This window comes from uncultured Erythrobacter sp. (assembly GCF_947499705.1).
GTDB lineage: Bacteria > Pseudomonadota > Alphaproteobacteria > Sphingomonadales > Sphingomonadaceae > Erythrobacter.
In genome coordinates this window covers 2,071,137-2,086,123 of record NZ_CANMPJ010000001.1, presented here as the reverse complement: position 1 = coordinate 2,086,123, position 14,987 = coordinate 2,071,137, and the positions used below count along the sequence as shown (strand labels likewise).

Below are 14,987 nucleotides of genomic sequence, written 5' to 3'. Positions count from 1 at the left end.
GATCTGAGGAACTAATCGTAATGACCAATCCACTCGACTTCACCGAAAAAACCGTTCTCGTCATTGGCGGGTCGAGCGGGATCGGGAATGGCATAGCCCAGGGGTTTCGTGCTCGCGGCGCGACCGTCCATGTGACGGGCACGCGCCCCGATGCGGGCGACTATCTCGAAGCCGAGGACAGCGATCTAACCGGGCTGACCTACCATCAGCTCGATGTGACCGACCGGTCAGCCGTTGTTGACCTGCCCGATGTCATCGGCGAGCCGGACGTGCTGGTCTTGAGCCAGGGTGTCGTTCGCTATGGGCGGCAGGAATTTGCGCGCGAAGGCTGGGATACGGTGGTTGACGTCAACCTCAATTCCGTGGCCGACTGCGCGCGCGCCTTTCATGCCGGATTGGCCGACCGTGGTGGTTCGATGATTGTTGTTTCGTCGGTGGCCGCATTCAAATCGACCATTGGAACGCCTGCCTATGCCGCATCCAAAGCGGGAGCGGCGAGCCTTGTGAAGACGCTTGGCGAGGCCTGGGCGCGCGACGGCATACGGGTAAACGGCATCGCGCCGGGGCTGGTCCCGACCAAGCTGACAGCGGTCACAACCGAGCATCCTGATCGCCGCGAAGGTGCGCTGAAGTCCATTCCGCTCCGGCGGATGGGAACGCCCGAGGATATGGCAGGCGCGGCCTTGTTCCTGGCGTCACCGCTCGCCAGTTACATGACCGGGCAGACGCTTGTGGTCGATGGTGGGCTGACACTTTCCTAGAAGGATACCTCCAATGAACTTCACCCGCCTCGGAAACTCAGGCCTGATGGTCTCCCCCTTGTGCCTCGGCTGCATGAGCTATGGCGACACGACTAAGGGCTGGCACGGCGACTGGCTGCTGGGCGAGGACGATAGCCGTCCGTTCTTCCGCGCGGCGTTGGAGGCCGGGATCAACTTCTTCGACACGGCCAACGTCTATTCGGGCGGCACCTCGGAAGAGATCACTGGCAAGCTGCTGAACGAAATGGCGCATCGCGACGAGATTGTGGTCGCTACCAAGGCGTATTTCCCATGGCGGGCCGCGCCGAATGCGGGCGGCAACTCGCGCAAGAGCCTGATGCAAGCGGTCGATGACAGCCTTACACGGATGGGCATGGACTACATCGATCTGTTCCAGATCCACCGCTGGGATGACGTCACGCCGATCGAGGAAACGATGGAGGCGCTTCACGACATCGTGAAGTCGGGCAAGGCGCGCTATATCGGCACTTCATCGATGTATGCGTGGCAATTCGCCAAAGCGCAGGAAACCGCGCGCGCGAATGGCTGGACCCCGTTCATTTCGATGCAGAACCAATTGAACCTGCTGTATCGCGAGGAAGAACGCGAGATGCTCCCCTTGTGCGAAGACGAAGGCGTCGGCGTGATCCCGTGGAGTCCTCTGGCGCGGGGCCGCCTGGCACGACCGGTTGGCGAGGAGACCGTGCGCAGCGAGACCGATGGCGTGGGCAAGATGCTCTACAAGGACGAGGAAGCCGACAAAGCCATCATCACCGCATTGGCCGAACTCGCCGAAAAGCGCGGCGATGCGATGGCCAGCATTGCTCTGGCTTGGCATTTCACCCGGCCAGCCATGACTGCGCCGATCATCGGCGCGACCAAGCCGCATCATATCGAGGCGGCACTGGCGGCGTTGGATATCGAATTGTCGGATGAAGAGATCGCCGCGTTGGAGGCTCCCTATAGCCCTAAATCGCCGACCGGGATGGGAATGCCGCTGCCTCAGATGGACAAAGTGACAGTAAAAAACGCCTAATGTGACAACCGCGTAGAGCTGGTCAAAAACCCGTCACGAACGCGTCACAGAGGCTAGCCAATCCTGAGCCCGCAACCGAGCGGGGCGCGCATGGACGTTATCAATATCTTCCTGACAAATGAGCTCGGTGAGACGCTGGAAGACTTTGTTCATGATCAGCGTCGCTTCACCTTCGACCGGTTGGGCGCAGATGGCCCTAGGCGCTTGGTGGAGGGGCCGACCTGGGCCTTCATCGATTGGGTGATGGACGATCTGGCGGGTCTGGAATTGTGTCGCCGCCTGCGTGCCGATCCGCGGACGGGTGAAGCGCATATCACGATGGTGCTCGAAGAGGACGATGCTGAAGATCGCCGCCGCGCTTTGAAGGCCGGTGCCGACGATTATGTGGTCGGACCGCTCGATCGCACCGCCGTGCTTGATCGGGTGCTGGCACTGCAAGCACGGGCAGGCAGTCGGTATGCGACGAGCAGTCTTGAACTGGGTGTCCTGTCGATTGACCTGGCCGCTCTCCAAGCGCGCTGGCGGGGCGAACCGATTGATCTGCGACCAAACGAATTTCGCCTTTTGCGGTTCTTTGCCGAAAACCCCAATCAGGTGCTCAGCCGTGAAGACCTGATCAACGGGCTGGGCAAGCGCGAGCCGCCCATCGATGAGCGCACGGTCGACGTCTGGATTGGCCGCCTGCGTCGGTCGATCAAGGCCGCTGGCGGAGGCAATCCCCTGCGCACGGTCCGCTCAATGGGTTACGTGTTCGATATGCCGTGATCGCCAATGGAAAGGGCCACTCCGTTTCCGGAGCGGCCCTTTCGTAGCCTCGAGCTGGTGCAAATCAGAACGTTGCTTTCATCCCGAAAGAGACCGCTGTCCCGACATCGAACGTGTTGATTTCGATCCGGTTCGTGCCGTTCTCCTGGAATTCAAAATTGTCGCGTCCGAAGATGTTGCGAACTTCGAAGGACAGCTCGAGCGGAAGGCCCCAAGCCGCGACCTCTGAACGCGCAACGAAGTCGACTGTCAGGCCGGGATCCTCGACCACATCAGGCAGAGCCCCGCCGCGCAGCGTGATGCGCTCGCTCGCATAGTTGAACAGGAAGGTGAACTGCTGGACCTTCTCGGTATCTTCCAAGCCGATCGAGAGGTTGGCGACGTGATCGGACTGACCGACCAGCGCCGCGCCATCGTCGAAGATCAAGTTCGCAAGCTGGTTCGGGTTGCCCGGCACCGGCGCAATATCATCCGCGCCGACCGAGATTTCCGATTGCGTGTAGGTGTAGTTTGCCAGCAGCAGGATCTGCTTGGTTTCGAAGAAACTGCCGCCGAGGCCGTACAGGTCGATGCCGTATGCAACATCGAGCTCGGCCCCGAGAAGCTCCGCCGAGGGTGCATTGGCAAAGCTAGTGAGGATCTGGCCGGAAGCCGACACCAGCGTGTTCTCGATCGGGTTGTCGATCTCTTTGAAGAAACCGGCAAGGCTGATGCGGTTCTGACCGCCCAAGTAGTATTCGGCGCGCGCCTCGACGTTGATCAGCTCGCTGTCGTCGAGGAAAGGATTGCCGCGGAACCGGCGGTTCGAGTCCGGATCGAAGTAAGTCTGCTCGACCAGCTCACGGAACTGCGGGCGAGCGATGGTCTGGGATGCAGACAGACGCAGCTGAAGATCGTCGATCGGCTCCCAGGTGATCGTGCCGCCTGGCAGGAAATAATCGTTGTTGAGGTTGGTTGGCGTTGCCCCGGTGATCGGGGTGATGAAGACCGTCTGATCAAGGTCGACCGTCTGGGTTGCCTCTTCGTAGCGCACACCGGCTTCAATGGTCAGAGTGTCTGCTGGCAGCCAGCGGAACAGGCCGTAGCCTGCGACGATTTCCAGCGCGGCGTCGAACACGGGGAAGGGTGATGCTTCGGTAAGCGTCACGTTGAACCCGGCGAGGGTCGCACCGCTGATGATGTCACCCGGACGGCGCAGGCCTAGGGCTGGGACCAGCGAGTCGTCGAGCACATCGCCGGTGATGAATGGCCGGAATTCGCGGCTTTCCGAGCGGCGATCCGTGTCCGAATAGGCGCCGCCTACCGTGATCTCGAACGTGTCGGTCACTTCGTACGAAAGGTCGGCGCTGCCGAACAGCAATTGTTCCTGCAGATCATCGAAGGAAACCGTGCTGATTCCGGCATCCGACAGCTGGTTGAAATAGGCCACGAACTGATCGCCGAACGGGCTGCTCGGGATGTTTGTGCGGGTGTAACTGAAATTGCTGTTGAACGGCGCTTCGCGGTCGGTTCGGGCATAGCCTGCGCGCACATCGATATCGAAGCGATCGAAATCGAGCTCGGTCACGAGCTGCGTGTCGATCAACTGGCGTTCGAACCATGCGGTCTGCTGGTTGATGAAATCGAACCCGGTCAGTCCAGGGAAGATATCGAAGCCTTCCTCCAACCGTGCGGTCTTGAGCGTGTCGCGAATGTAAAGGTTGGTCCAGCGGATCGTGTGGGACCCGAAATCGAGACCGACACCAATCAGGGCGTTCACCAGCACATTGTTGTCGGTGATGAAGGTTTCCTGCTGCTGGAAAATCTCAGACAGATCGCCGCTGCCACTCTGGCTCAGAACTGTGCGGCTGCGCCAATCGTTCTTGATCGATGCAGTGGCGATCACGCCTAAATACGTGTCTGCACCCAGTTCAAACGAAGCTCCGCCCGTGATCGATGCGGAGAAGTTTGCAGGTATCGTGTCATTGCGTTGCAGCGTCACGAGATTGGTCGGGAACAGTTCTGCAGCGATGGCTTCAGACGCGGCAAGGTCGATCGAGCCGATCCGCTCTCCGCTGTCGAGGAACGCCTGAAGGTTGGTCGGGATGTCACGGATGCCGGTGTCGAAACCGAACCCGTCGAGCCCGGAGCCTTCGTAGGTCAGTCCATTCTGGAAAGTGGTTTCGGTATCACCGCCGCCGCTGATGCTGATCGTGAGGAAGTCCTCGACTGGCACGGCCTTGGTCGTGAGGTTGATCACGCCGCCGCCGAATTCGCCGGGATAGTTGGCGGAGTAGGTCTTTTGGACCAGCGAAGATGCAACGACATTGGTTGGGAAGATGTCGAGTGGGACAACACGGCTGAGCGGTTCGGGGCTGGGCAGGGGCAGGCCATTGAGCAGCGCCAACGAGTAACGATCGCCGAGACCGCGAACAAACACACGCCCGCTCCCGACCACGGAAAGGCCGGATACGCGGCCAAGCGCTCCGGCAATGTCGCCTTCGCCGGTACGCGCAATCGATTCTTCGGTGAGGACGTTCAGAACCTGAGTCGAATTGCGTTCAGGGTTTCGGTTGCGGCGACCGGTAACAATGATGCCGCCGCCTGGGACCGAAATCTCCGGCTCTTCGGCTTCCTCTTCAACCTGAGCGCCTTGATCGTCCTGCGCCAGTTGCTCTTCCGCGTCATCGGTTGCCGCGTCATCCGCCGACTGAGCGTGAAGCACTGTCGGCACGGTGAGTGACGTGGTGAGAAGCAACAACCCTGCTAGGCGTTTGCTGATCGACATAATCCGAGACCCCCTCAATTATTAGGTCTTGTTGTTTGGCGGGCCGTGAGAGGCCCAAAAAAGGTCAGGGGAGGCACCACGTCGAAGCGGTACCTCCCTCAATTCAAGAGCTGCGATCAGTAGACCGGCAGCGAAGTGCAGGTGCCGGTCGCGCTGCCGAAATCTGCGATCGACGAATTGCAGGTCCAGTCGCCGAAGACATCGGCGAGGTTGTTGTCCTCGGCACCGATAAAGGTTGAAGCCGCAAAGAACGACGAGAGCGCAGTCGCGTCGAACGCCGCAATGGCATTCTCGTTCGCCCCGTTCACGAATGTGTTGGTGAGCGAGATGGCGAAGGCGAGATTGCTGTTTGTGTCGAACAGGGCGAGCAGAGCCTGATCGCTTGAATCGGTATTGTCGAAGCCGCGAACCGGGCTGGCCGCATCACAATCACCGACGAGCGAATTGAGACCGGTTATGGCGTCTTGTGTCGGCTGCTCGTCGATCCGGAAGCAAAGGCCTGCCCCGGCATCGTCGGCATTGAGAACACCGTTGGCGAGGCCCAGAGCAGCACCGCCGCGTGCACGGATCATCTGCGACGAAGCCGACGAGCGCTGAACGAAGGTGAAGTTGTTCACCTGGAAAACGGTCTGTGGCAGCGCGTTGCCGGGCGTGCCGTCGCCGAGATCATCGGGAGAGTCGAGTTCAATCAGGCTGTCACCAGTGTTGTTGCGCTGGGCGACAATCACGGTTTCGACGTTCACGCGGGCGCCGCTGTCCACGTCGAGCGAGTCGTCCGATGCCCCAATCACCGCGATATTGCGGGCGTTGAATTGGCCGCCGAAGAATTCGAGACCATCGTCGGAGCTGTTGAAGGAGAAGACGTTCTCAATCGTGGTGCCCGATCCGACACCGCCTGTCGTGAGCGACTGCAATTCGTTGGACTGCTGCAGTTCGAAGCCCGAGTAGCGGATCTGGTTGAAGGTGAAGGAACCCGACGTGTCGGCGTCGTTGGTGCCGCCGAAAGGTGTTGCAGCCACTGTTCCTTCAAGCTGCTGTTCGCATTGCGGGTTCGCGTTTGGTGCGCCTGCGGTGTTGAACACCAGCGTAGAGCAATCCGAAACGCGTGCCCGGCCAAGCAGCACGACGCCGCCCCATTGTGCCTGGCTGGAGTCGCTGCTGACGCCGAGTACATTGTCGCGGCTGGTCCAGACGATCGGGCGATCGGCGGTGCCATTCGATTCAATCGTGTTGCCGCGATTGACGACGAGGAACGATTCGCCCTGACCATACAGGATAACGCCGGGTTCGATTGTCAGCGTTACGTCGGTACCGGTGCTGCTGAAGCCCTGATCCGAGCCCACGTCCACGCGGTTTTGGATTTGATAAACAAGGCCGGTGACGAACGGCAGGGTGTCATCGACGTTGAACGTCGCTGGCAGAGTGCAGACGCGGTATTCGCCCGTTGGGCCGCTCAAAGTGCCGTTGTCCGTAAGACCACCTGTCGAAGCAATAGTTGGACATCCAGTTGCCGGAGTAACGGTCGGCGTGCCGGTTGCCGTGGGTGTCGGCGTAGGTGAGGGGTTGTTGATGATGATGTCGCCGCTGGTGCCGGGCGAGACGATTTCGTCCGCGCCGCAGGCAGCAAGAGCGAGCGAGCTGCAACCCAGGACGAGAATGCGAGTAATGTTTTTCACAGCGAGCGGTCCCCTCAAAAAAACCGAGAATCGTTTGTGCGCAAAAGCGTGCGCTGAGGGGGCGCTAGGGGCCGTGAATGACAGAATTCTTTCAGCATTACATAACGGCGGCAAACGCGCGATTATGTCTGAAGAATGACAAAATTGACGCAAAAATTTTCGCGAAGATGGCGGAAATGTTTCAATATTTCAGGAAAATTACATCGTAAAATCAGATAGATGACTGAAGATTTTCGCTGATTTATGACAATGTTTCAGTAATGTTGCATCTCAATGAATCATGTTTCATTATGATGACACATTACAGGAGACACGATCATGACCAAATCAGCACTTGCATGGGCGCTCGCCGCAGCAGGATCGCTTGCTGTGGTCACAGGTGCACCGGCGGCGGCTCAACAGGCTGACCGCATTGGGTCCGACACCGAATTGGCAGCAGACAGCCTCGCCCGCGGCGACACGATCAGAGCGATTGCAGCGCTAGAGATTCAGCGCGAAGCAGCGCCTGAAGATCCGGCTCTGCTGATCAACCTTGGCATCGCTTACGCTCACTTGGGCAAGGACGAAAAGGCGCGCGCCATGTTCGACGCAGCTCTCAAGAGCAGCGATCGGATGGAGCTGGAAACGGCCGACGGCAACGCTTCGGACTCGCAGCGACTCGCCCGCAAGGCGAAGAGCATGCTCGATCGCGGCGAGTTCCGCGCCACCGCGGAACGCTTCGCACAGCGCGATTGAGCATCGCTGAGATATTGCCGCAAACGCGGCGACAAAAGACGAGCGGCATGCGAGAAATCGCCCGCTCGTTTTTTGTTGCCCGTTTCCAACGTCCGTTTCGCCGCGAATTGCGCGGACCCTCATTTGTCACCCCTCTGTCACTTAGGATAGACAAAGGGGAGCGATTGGAGGGCATCTAATGATTCTCGCGCGCGCGAGCTTGCATTATGTCACAGCCCCGCTGGCCTTGGCGCTCGCACTGGCGACCGCGCCTGCACAAGCGGATGTGATGGAATTGGACGCTGACGGAGCCCGATGGGTTGCCGGCGGTGCCGTCATGTCTGCTGACATTGGCGAAGCAGTGGCGCTCTCCACGGCCGGGTCCGAAGCCGATCAAATCGATTTCAATGCGATGATCATCCCGGAAAGCATTGTTGCGAACACAGCAGCTCACGCGGCGGGTGTGCCCGCGCGCTATGCTGCTAAGGTCGCAGAGCTCTCCCACCGTTTCGATCTCAGCCCAAGCCTGCTCGAGGCGTTGGTCTGGCAGGAAAGCCGCTGGCGCGAGAACGCGGTTTCCCATGCCGGCGCTCGCGGGCTCGCTCAGCTTATGCCGGGCACCGCCAAATATCTCGGAGTGAACCCGGACGATCCGATGCAGAACTTGGAGGGCGGGGCGCGTTATCTGCGTGAGCAACTCGATCGGTTCGATGGCAACCTTGAGAAAGCACTGGCCGCATATAATGCCGGGCCGGGCAGGGTGATCCGCGCAAATGGCGTTCCGAACATTCGTGAAACCCGGCTTTATGTCGCTGCCATCATGGGGCGGCTCGCCAGCCATTCCCGGCCAGCGGGACGTTAATTGCGCAGCCATGGACCCGGATCAACAATATTGCCGTATGTAAGAAAGTGACCGATTTGATGAACTCGCTGAACCGTCTTCCAACCCGCATTGCGGCGCTTTTGACACTTCTGCTGACCCCCAGCGCCGCTTTTGCGCAGGCTGCGGATCCGCAGGGCGCAGGGCCGATTGTCAACGCGCTCGCATGGCTGCAGGGCACGCTGCTCGGCACGGTGGCGACTACGGTCGCCGTCATGGCGGTCGCCGCGATTGGCTTCATGATGCTCACAGGCCGGATGAACTGGCGCTTTGGCGCGACCGTGATCATCGGCGTCTTCATTCTGTTCGGCGCGACCACCATCGTCGCCGGTATACAGGCGGCCGCGGCGTAGGGGCGAGCGATGGCCGATCTCATCCGCCACCCGGTGCACCGCGCGATTACCCGCCCGCAGATGTTTGCGGGCGTAACGATGAATTTCTTCATCATCAATATGATGGTGAGCACCATAGCCTTCCTGATTTTCAAGGGCTTTTTGGTGACCAACCCTGTGATGTTCCTGGCCTTCCTGCTGGTGCCTCTGGCGACGCATTTGATTGGCTACTTCGCTTCGCTGCGCGAGCCACGCATTTTCGACCTGTGGATCACTAAGGTCTCAAAATGTCCGCGCATCCCGAACTACAAACGCTGGGGCTGCAACAGCTACGCACCCTGACGTGATCGCATTTGAGGCCCGTTAAAGGAGGCCCCGATATGGCAAAATGGATTGGCCCTGCCGCATGGAGCGCGAAGGAAGCGCGCGTCGGCGATCGCCTACCGTACGAACGGCTGGTCGATGAAAATACCGTGTTGCTGCGCGATGGCTCGGTCATGTCGGCGATCCAGGTTCCGGGGCTGTTGTTCGAAACCGAAGATTCCGACGCGCTGAACGCCCACGCGGCGACACGTGAAGTCATGCTGCGCTCAACACTCGATGCGCGCTTTGTGATGTATCACCACGTGATCCGCCGCCGGGTCGAAGTTGAGCTGGAGGCCGATTTCGACGATCCGCTGTCGCGCCATATCGATGCGCGGTGGAAAGAGCGGCTCGCGGGCGGTTCGCTGTTCATCAACGACCAGTTTGTCACCCTTATCCGTCGTCCTGCGCGGGGCAAGACGGGTCTGCCGGAGCGAGCCAGCCGATTTTTCTCGCGTCGCAGCAAGGAAGAACTTGAGGCCGACCCCAAGGATATTCGCAGCCTGAAAGCGGCGGTGACGGGTTTGGTCGCTTCCTTATCGTCATACGGTGCGGCCGTCCTGGGTGACTATCAGGCGCCGGGCAGCGAGACGGGCGCCACCAATTCGGAGATGCTTGAGCTGCTCTCGGCGATCTACAATGGCGAGATGCGTCCTGTGCGCCGTCCAGCCGAAGACACCGATATCGGCCACATGCTGCCCTATCGCCGTGCGAGCTTCGGTCTCGACGCGATGGAGCTTCGCGGCAGCGGCCAGCCTGATTTCTCGGCTATCCTTGGGCTGAAGGACTACCCAGAAGCGACCTCGCCCGGTCTGCTCGATGGACTGCTGCGGCTGCCTTACGAGATGATCGTCAGCGAAAGCTACGCGCCTAACGAGCGGACTACGGCCAAGGAACGGATCGATCTTGCCCTGCGCCGTTCGCGTTCGGTGGATGAAGAAGCGGCTGCCGAACGCGCCGACATGATGAATGCCCGCGATGCACTGGGGAATGGCGGCGTCGGGTTTGGCGATCATCACCTCACGGTGCTGGTGCGAGAGCGATCGCTCGACAGGCTGGACGATGCGACCGCCGCTTGCTCTGCGGCCTTGGCCGATACCGGCGCGATTGCGGTACGCGAGGACACCAATCTCGAACCGGCTTTCTGGGCGCAGTTCCCCGGCAACGAGGAATATGTCGTCCGCCGTGCGCTGATATCCTCGGCCAATATGGCGAGCTTCGGCAGCTTCCACGGTTTTGCGCTGGGGCAGGCAAGCGGCAATCACTGGGGTGATGCAGTCACGCTGCTGGAAACCACCAGTGCGACACCGTTCTTCTTCAATTTCCACCACGGCGACCTTGGCAACTTCTCGGTCATCGGGCCGAGCGGCTCGGGCAAGACGGTGGTGATGAACTTCCTTGCGGCGCAGGCGCAGAAGTTCAATCCGCGCACCATCCTGTTTGATAAGGATCGCGGGGCGGAGCTGTTCATTCGCGGAATCGGTGGCCGCTATGACCGGATCTGCCCGGGCGAACCGACCGGATTCAATCCGCTCTCGTTGCCTGACACGCCAAGCAACAAGGCGTTTCTGCGCGATTGGCTGGGCGTGCTGCTGAAAGCCGATGGCCCGGAAGAATTCGCGTTGATCAGCGCCGCCGTCGACGCAGCGTATCAGAACGATGCGAGCCTACGACGCCTGCGACATTTCAAGGAATTGCTGGCCGGGGCGAAGCGTCCCGAACCGGGCGATCTGGCTGACCGTTTGGGAGCCTGGATCGGCACAGCTAGCGGGGATAGCGGCGAACACGCCTGGCTGTTCGACAATGAACGCGACCTGCTCGATCTTGACCAGCGCGTGCTCGGTTTCGACATGACGCAGCTGCTCGAAAATCCGCGCCTGCGCACTCCGGTTATGATGTATCTGTTCCACCGGATCGATGAGCGGCTCGACGGGCAACCGACGATGATTCTGATCGACGAGGGTTGGAAGGCGCTGGACGACGAAGTCTTCGCCGCGCGTATTCGCGATTGGCTCAAGACCCTGCGAAAGCGCAATGCGCTGGTCGGATTTGCGACACAGTCCGCCCGCGATGCGCTCGAAAGCCGCATTTCCACCGCACTGGTCGAGCAGACGGCGACGATGGTGTTCATGCCCAACAGCCGCGCCCGGCCAGAGGATTATTGCGACGGCTTCGGCCTGACCGAGCATGAGCTGGCGCTGATCCGCACCTTGCCCGCTCATTCGCGTTGTTTCCTCGTGCGCCAACCTGATGCCAGTGTGGTGGTACGGCTCGACCTGTCCGGCGCGCCAGAGGTTCTGACCATACTCTCGGGCCGCGAGGCGTCGGTGCGCCGTCTAGATCTTCTACGCGAAGCGGTGGGTGACGAGCCGAGCGCGTGGTATCCTGCGCTTACCAACCGTGCTTGGCCGGATGGCGCGAGCGATGTCGACGAAGATGGTGAGCCCGTTTGGCAGGCCGCCGAATGACCACCACCTGCGATCTCGCCGCCCAGGAAATGGGCACCGGTGTCGCCGCCGCTTTGACTGCGGTCGACTGCATCGCATCGCAAGTCAGCGAACAGGCCTTTGGCCGGATCTTTGGCACCGACGGTCAATTGGCCGTGGTCTTGACGACGCTGCTCATTTTCTACGTCGCATTCTTTGGCATCAGTCTGATGCTGGGCCGCTCCAACCTTTCGGTGCGCTCGCTCCTGCCCAAGATGATGACGCTGGGATTGGTGCTGACATTCGCGACCAGCTTTGCGGCGTTTTCGACGGTATTCTACAACCTGTTCGTGCTCGGTCCTGACCAGGTTGCCAGCGTCCTTACCGACACCGATGGCTCCGCGACCTACACTTTCGCGCAGAAGCTCGACGTCGTTTTTGTCGCCGTTCAGCAAGCAAGCACTGGGCAAGTCGATATCAGCGCCTTCTCACCGCCTGGCATGATGTGGGTGGGCGCGATGCTACTGCTGCTGGGAACTGTTGGCCTGTTGGTGACGGCACGTATCGGCCTCGCCTTGCTCTTGGCCGTGGGTCCGATCTTTGTCGTGATGGCCTTGTTCAACGGCACGCGCGGACTGTTCACTGGCTGGCTCAAAGGGGTCGTGATGCTCTCACTGGCTCCGCTCTTCGCGGTGCTGGGCGGCACGATCATGCTTGAGCTGGCCGTGCCGATCCTCGCCGCTCTCGTCTCCGTGCCCGGAGAGATAGACCAGCAAGCGGCAATGGCGTTCTTCCTCGTCGGCGCTGTGCACGTCGCGCTGATGTTTATGGTGCTCAAGGTCACATCGAGCATGGTCGCTGGCTGGCAGGTATTCGGTCTGGTGCCGTCCAAGGATATGGAGCGCGGCGCCGACACGTCGCGCACGCCGCCTGCCGCAGCCCCTGCGCCGCAGCCAAATCGCGCTGCCCAGGTCGCCCCGGTGGCCGTCGCGGCAGTAGGCCAGCGGCGTGCCGAAGCCGCACCCGCGCAGCCTTCGATAGCAGCCAATGACACGGGTTCAGGGGCAGGCACGACAACCCGTGAGACAAAGGTCTACGCTACGTCTTCAGGCGGCGGTCAGGTGACGCCGCTCAATCCGCCGACTTCGCGTACGCGCGGGATCGGCAATCGTTTCCGCTCGGTGGGCGCGGGCACAATTTCGCGCAATTCGGAGAAAGCAAAATGATCCGCGCCGACACTCTTCGGCTTCCGCTCATCGCCATGGCACTCGCATCTGCCCCCATCCTCTCGGCTCCTGTTGCTGCACAGGATGAGGCAATTGCTCAGGGCGATCCGCGCCTCGTCACCCGCGTGTTCGATGAAACCGCTGTCGTCCGCATCAACGGCAAGGTGAAGGTCCAGACGACCATAAAGTTCGCCAAGGACGAGCAGATTGAAAACGTCGCGATCGGCGACAGCCAGGCGTGGCAGGTGCAGCCGAACAAGGCGCAGACGATCCTGTTCGTGAAACCCCTCGCGCCGAGTGCGAAGACCAACATGACGGTCGTCACCAGCAAGCGGACCTATCTGTTCGATCTGGTGGCGAGCCCGAAAAACTCGCCGCTCTACGTGCTCCAGTTCCGCTATCCCGAGCTTGAAAAGGCAGAGGAAGAAGCGCGCCTCGCCGCCGCCGAGCAGGCGCAGCAGGAACAAGCGAATGCGCTCGAGCTGGCTGCTGCCAACGATCCCTATGCAGTCGCCGATCCTGCCAATCTCAACTTCGAATGGGCCGGCGACGGGAAGCGCGATTTGCTGCCGACGCGTGCCTATGATGATGGTCAGGCCGTCTTTCTGACGTGGCCATCGGGTGTATCCATTCCTGCGATCCTCGTGACCAATGATGACGGTGACGAAGGGCCGGTCAACTTCACCGTGCGCGGTGAGACGGTTGTTCTCGACACGGTGCCGGCGCAGATCATCCTGCGGTCTGGCCGCGATTCTGCGACGCTCACAAATAACGGTCCGCCCCCTGCAAATGCGCGCAGCGCCGGGGCGAGCGGCAATCGGGTGCGGGGCTCATGATGGCCCGCGCACAGGCAAAAGCAATGATCGATCCGATGGAGATGAAGTGATGCGTCTGGCAATGCGTCTTCCGCCGAAAAAAGGCGGCAACGGTTCTGCAAATGACGGCGATCCGCGTGAGGGCGAAAGCGCCGAGATCATCGATCTCGCCAGCCGCAGCGCCTTCCCTGCCGTCACAGATCGCAAGGCCAAGACCGAAGGGTTGGGCCTCGCAGCGGGTGTCGCAATTGTGTTCGGGCTCGGCGCGGTGACGCTCTGGAGCATGAACGCCGCGCGGCTCGCTCCGCCAGAACCAATAGGCAATGCCAACGTGTCGCAGCCACAACAGGCGGCTGTCACACCCACTCCCGAAGTGCCCGCGCCGACGCCGAACGTGCCGGTTCCTGCGCGGCCCGATCCGGCTCCAGCCCCGATCCTCGCGAACAATCCCGGCGTCGCGACCGGGCCAGCGGTCAATCCCTATGCCAGCCCGCAACTGATTTTCGACGCCAGCCGTGCGGCCAGTTCCTCGCAAGCAACCGGCGCTGCAGGTGCGGTTGCCGGAACAGCTGGGCCGGTTTCCAGCACGGGTGATGTCGGGGCAGGGAGCGCGGCAGCAGCTTTCGCCAGTCGCATCGGCGGTGTTGGCGGAGCGCCCGCTCAGGCGCGTCCAATGACCAATCCCGCGACAACCGTTACCGAAGGCACAATGATCCCGGCGATCCTCGAAACTGCGATCAACACCGACGTGCCCGGCTATGTCCGCGCGGTGGTCAGCCAGGATGTGCGCAGCTTCGATGGAACCAAGGTTCTGGTCCCGCGCTCGTCGCGGTTGATCGGACAATATCAATCGGGCGTTCAACAGGGTCAGAAGCGCGCTTATGTGATCTGGACCCGGCTGATCCGGCCGGACGGCGCATCGATCAATATAGCTTCGCCGGCGGTGGCGTTTGACGGCACCACCGGTCTTGCCGGTGATGTCGACAATCACTTCTTCCGCCGCTTTGGATCGTCGATGCTGCTTTCCGTGATTGGCGGGCTTGGCGCAATCGCTTCGGGTGGCACTTCGGTAGTGCTGGGCGGTGCCGGACAGAGCGCTGCAGGTATCGCTGCGCAGCAGGATGGTGAAATCAGCCCGACTATTCGCGTCAAGATGGGCGAGCCTATCCGGGTGTTCACCGCACGCGATCTCGATTTCAGCACTGTCAGTCAGTGATCTGGAGCAG

General features: G+C 60.9%; 13 protein-coding genes. 11 read left to right on the top strand and 2 right to left on the bottom strand.

Features of this window, described 5'->3' with window-relative positions; translation table 11 throughout:
- Positions 1-20: 20 nt before the first annotated feature.
- The 3 genes from Q0837_RS10010 to Q0837_RS10000 all read left to right on the top strand — a co-directional run bounded on the left by Q0837_RS10010 (position 21) and on the right by Q0837_RS10000 (position 2,562).
- Positions 21-761 carry an SDR family NAD(P)-dependent oxidoreductase gene (locus tag Q0837_RS10010; protein WP_298468331.1) on the top strand — a complete coding sequence of 247 codons (741 nt, stop codon included), beginning with the start codon at positions 21-23 and terminating at the stop codon, positions 759-761.
- Between the two features lie 13 nt (positions 762-774).
- Complete coding sequence (locus Q0837_RS10005; protein ID WP_298468329.1) at positions 775-1,797, top strand: aldo/keto reductase; 1,023 nt, start codon at positions 775-777, stop codon at positions 1,795-1,797.
- A 90-nt stretch (positions 1,798-1,887) separates the two neighbouring features.
- Positions 1,888-2,562, top strand: a complete 675-nt coding sequence (locus Q0837_RS10000; protein WP_298468326.1) for a response regulator transcription factor — start codon at positions 1,888-1,890, stop codon at positions 2,560-2,562.
- A gap of 64 nt (positions 2,563-2,626) precedes the next feature.
- Here the strand turns inward: Q0837_RS10000 and Q0837_RS09995 are convergent, their stop codons facing one another.
- Positions 2,627-5,329 (bottom strand): TonB-dependent receptor, encoded by a 2,703-nt coding sequence (locus tag Q0837_RS09995; protein WP_298468324.1) that lies wholly within the window; start codon positions 5,327-5,329, stop codon positions 2,627-2,629.
- Positions 5,330-5,445: 116 nt separating this feature from the next.
- The gene (locus Q0837_RS09990) at positions 5,446-7,005 is read right to left on the bottom strand and encodes a hypothetical protein (RefSeq protein WP_298468322.1); all 1,560 of its coding nucleotides are present in this window, start codon (positions 7,003-7,005) and stop codon (positions 5,446-5,448) included.
- 318 nt (positions 7,006-7,323) lie between these two features.
- Here Q0837_RS09990 and Q0837_RS09985 point away from each other — a divergent pair, with 318 nt between their 5' ends.
- The 8 genes from Q0837_RS09985 to Q0837_RS09950 all read left to right on the top strand — a co-directional run bounded on the left by Q0837_RS09985 (position 7,324) and on the right by Q0837_RS09950 (position 14,977).
- Positions 7,324-7,740 carry a tetratricopeptide repeat protein gene (locus tag Q0837_RS09985; RefSeq protein WP_298468319.1) on the top strand — a complete coding sequence of 139 codons (417 nt, stop codon included), beginning with the start codon at positions 7,324-7,326 and terminating at the stop codon, positions 7,738-7,740.
- A 178-nt stretch (positions 7,741-7,918) separates the two neighbouring features.
- Positions 7,919-8,581, top strand: a complete 663-nt coding sequence (locus tag Q0837_RS09980) for a lytic transglycosylase domain-containing protein (RefSeq protein ID WP_298468316.1) — start codon at positions 7,919-7,921, stop codon at positions 8,579-8,581.
- Positions 8,582-8,640: 59 nt separating this feature from the next.
- A complete protein-coding gene (locus Q0837_RS09975; protein WP_298469879.1) occupies positions 8,641-8,952 on the top strand; it encodes a TrbC/VirB2 family protein in 312 nt (103 codons plus the stop codon).
- 9 nt (positions 8,953-8,961) lie between these two features.
- Positions 8,962-9,273, top strand: a complete 312-nt coding sequence (locus Q0837_RS09970; RefSeq protein ID WP_298468313.1) for a VirB3 family type IV secretion system protein — start codon at positions 8,962-8,964, stop codon at positions 9,271-9,273.
- A gap of 38 nt (positions 9,274-9,311) precedes the next feature.
- Positions 9,312-11,762, top strand: coding sequence for a VirB4 family type IV secretion/conjugal transfer ATPase (locus Q0837_RS09965; RefSeq protein WP_298468310.1), 2,451 nt, complete (start codon positions 9,312-9,314; stop codon positions 11,760-11,762).
- Positions 11,759-12,946 carry a type IV secretion system protein gene (locus Q0837_RS09960; RefSeq protein WP_298468307.1) on the top strand — a complete coding sequence of 396 codons (1,188 nt, stop codon included), beginning with the start codon at positions 11,759-11,761 and terminating at the stop codon, positions 12,944-12,946. Before Q0837_RS09965 ends, Q0837_RS09960 begins: the two co-directional genes overlap by 4 nt.
- A complete protein-coding gene (locus Q0837_RS09955; protein WP_298468304.1) occupies positions 12,943-13,782 on the top strand; it encodes a TrbG/VirB9 family P-type conjugative transfer protein in 840 nt (279 codons plus the stop codon). The genes Q0837_RS09960 and Q0837_RS09955 overlap by 4 nt, the downstream gene beginning before the upstream one ends.
- A gap of 49 nt (positions 13,783-13,831) precedes the next feature.
- Positions 13,832-14,977 (top strand): TrbI/VirB10 family protein, encoded by a 1,146-nt coding sequence (locus Q0837_RS09950; protein WP_298468301.1) that lies wholly within the window; start codon positions 13,832-13,834, stop codon positions 14,975-14,977.
- Positions 14,978-14,987 lie beyond the last annotated feature (10 nt).

Excerpts from the sequence above, each read along its gene's own strand:
- Q0837_RS10010 (WP_298468331.1), top strand. The coding sequence starts at position 21 with ATGACCAATCCACTCGACTTCACCGAAAAAACCGTTCTCGTCATTGGC.
- Q0837_RS10005 (WP_298468329.1), top strand. The coding sequence starts at position 775 with ATGAACTTCACCCGCCTCGGAAACTCAGGCCTGATGGTCTCCCCCTTG.
- Q0837_RS10000 (WP_298468326.1), top strand. The coding sequence starts at position 1,888 with ATGGACGTTATCAATATCTTCCTGACAAATGAGCTCGGTGAGACGCTG.
- Q0837_RS09995 (WP_298468324.1), bottom strand. The coding sequence starts at position 5,329 with ATGTCGATCAGCAAACGCCTAGCAGGGTTGTTGCTTCTCACCACGTCA.
- Q0837_RS09985 (WP_298468319.1), top strand. The coding sequence starts at position 7,324 with ATGACCAAATCAGCACTTGCATGGGCGCTCGCCGCAGCAGGATCGCTT.
- Q0837_RS09980 (WP_298468316.1), top strand. The coding sequence starts at position 7,919 with ATGATTCTCGCGCGCGCGAGCTTGCATTATGTCACAGCCCCGCTGGCC.
- Q0837_RS09975 (WP_298469879.1), top strand. The coding sequence starts at position 8,641 with ATGAACTCGCTGAACCGTCTTCCAACCCGCATTGCGGCGCTTTTGACA.
- Q0837_RS09970 (WP_298468313.1), top strand. The coding sequence starts at position 8,962 with ATGGCCGATCTCATCCGCCACCCGGTGCACCGCGCGATTACCCGCCCG.
- Q0837_RS09965 (WP_298468310.1), top strand. The coding sequence starts at position 9,312 with ATGGCAAAATGGATTGGCCCTGCCGCATGGAGCGCGAAGGAAGCGCGC.
- Q0837_RS09960 (WP_298468307.1), top strand. The coding sequence starts at position 11,759 with ATGACCACCACCTGCGATCTCGCCGCCCAGGAAATGGGCACCGGTGTC.
- Q0837_RS09955 (WP_298468304.1), top strand. The coding sequence starts at position 12,943 with ATGATCCGCGCCGACACTCTTCGGCTTCCGCTCATCGCCATGGCACTC.
- Q0837_RS09950 (WP_298468301.1), top strand. The coding sequence starts at position 13,832 with ATGCGTCTGGCAATGCGTCTTCCGCCGAAAAAAGGCGGCAACGGTTCT.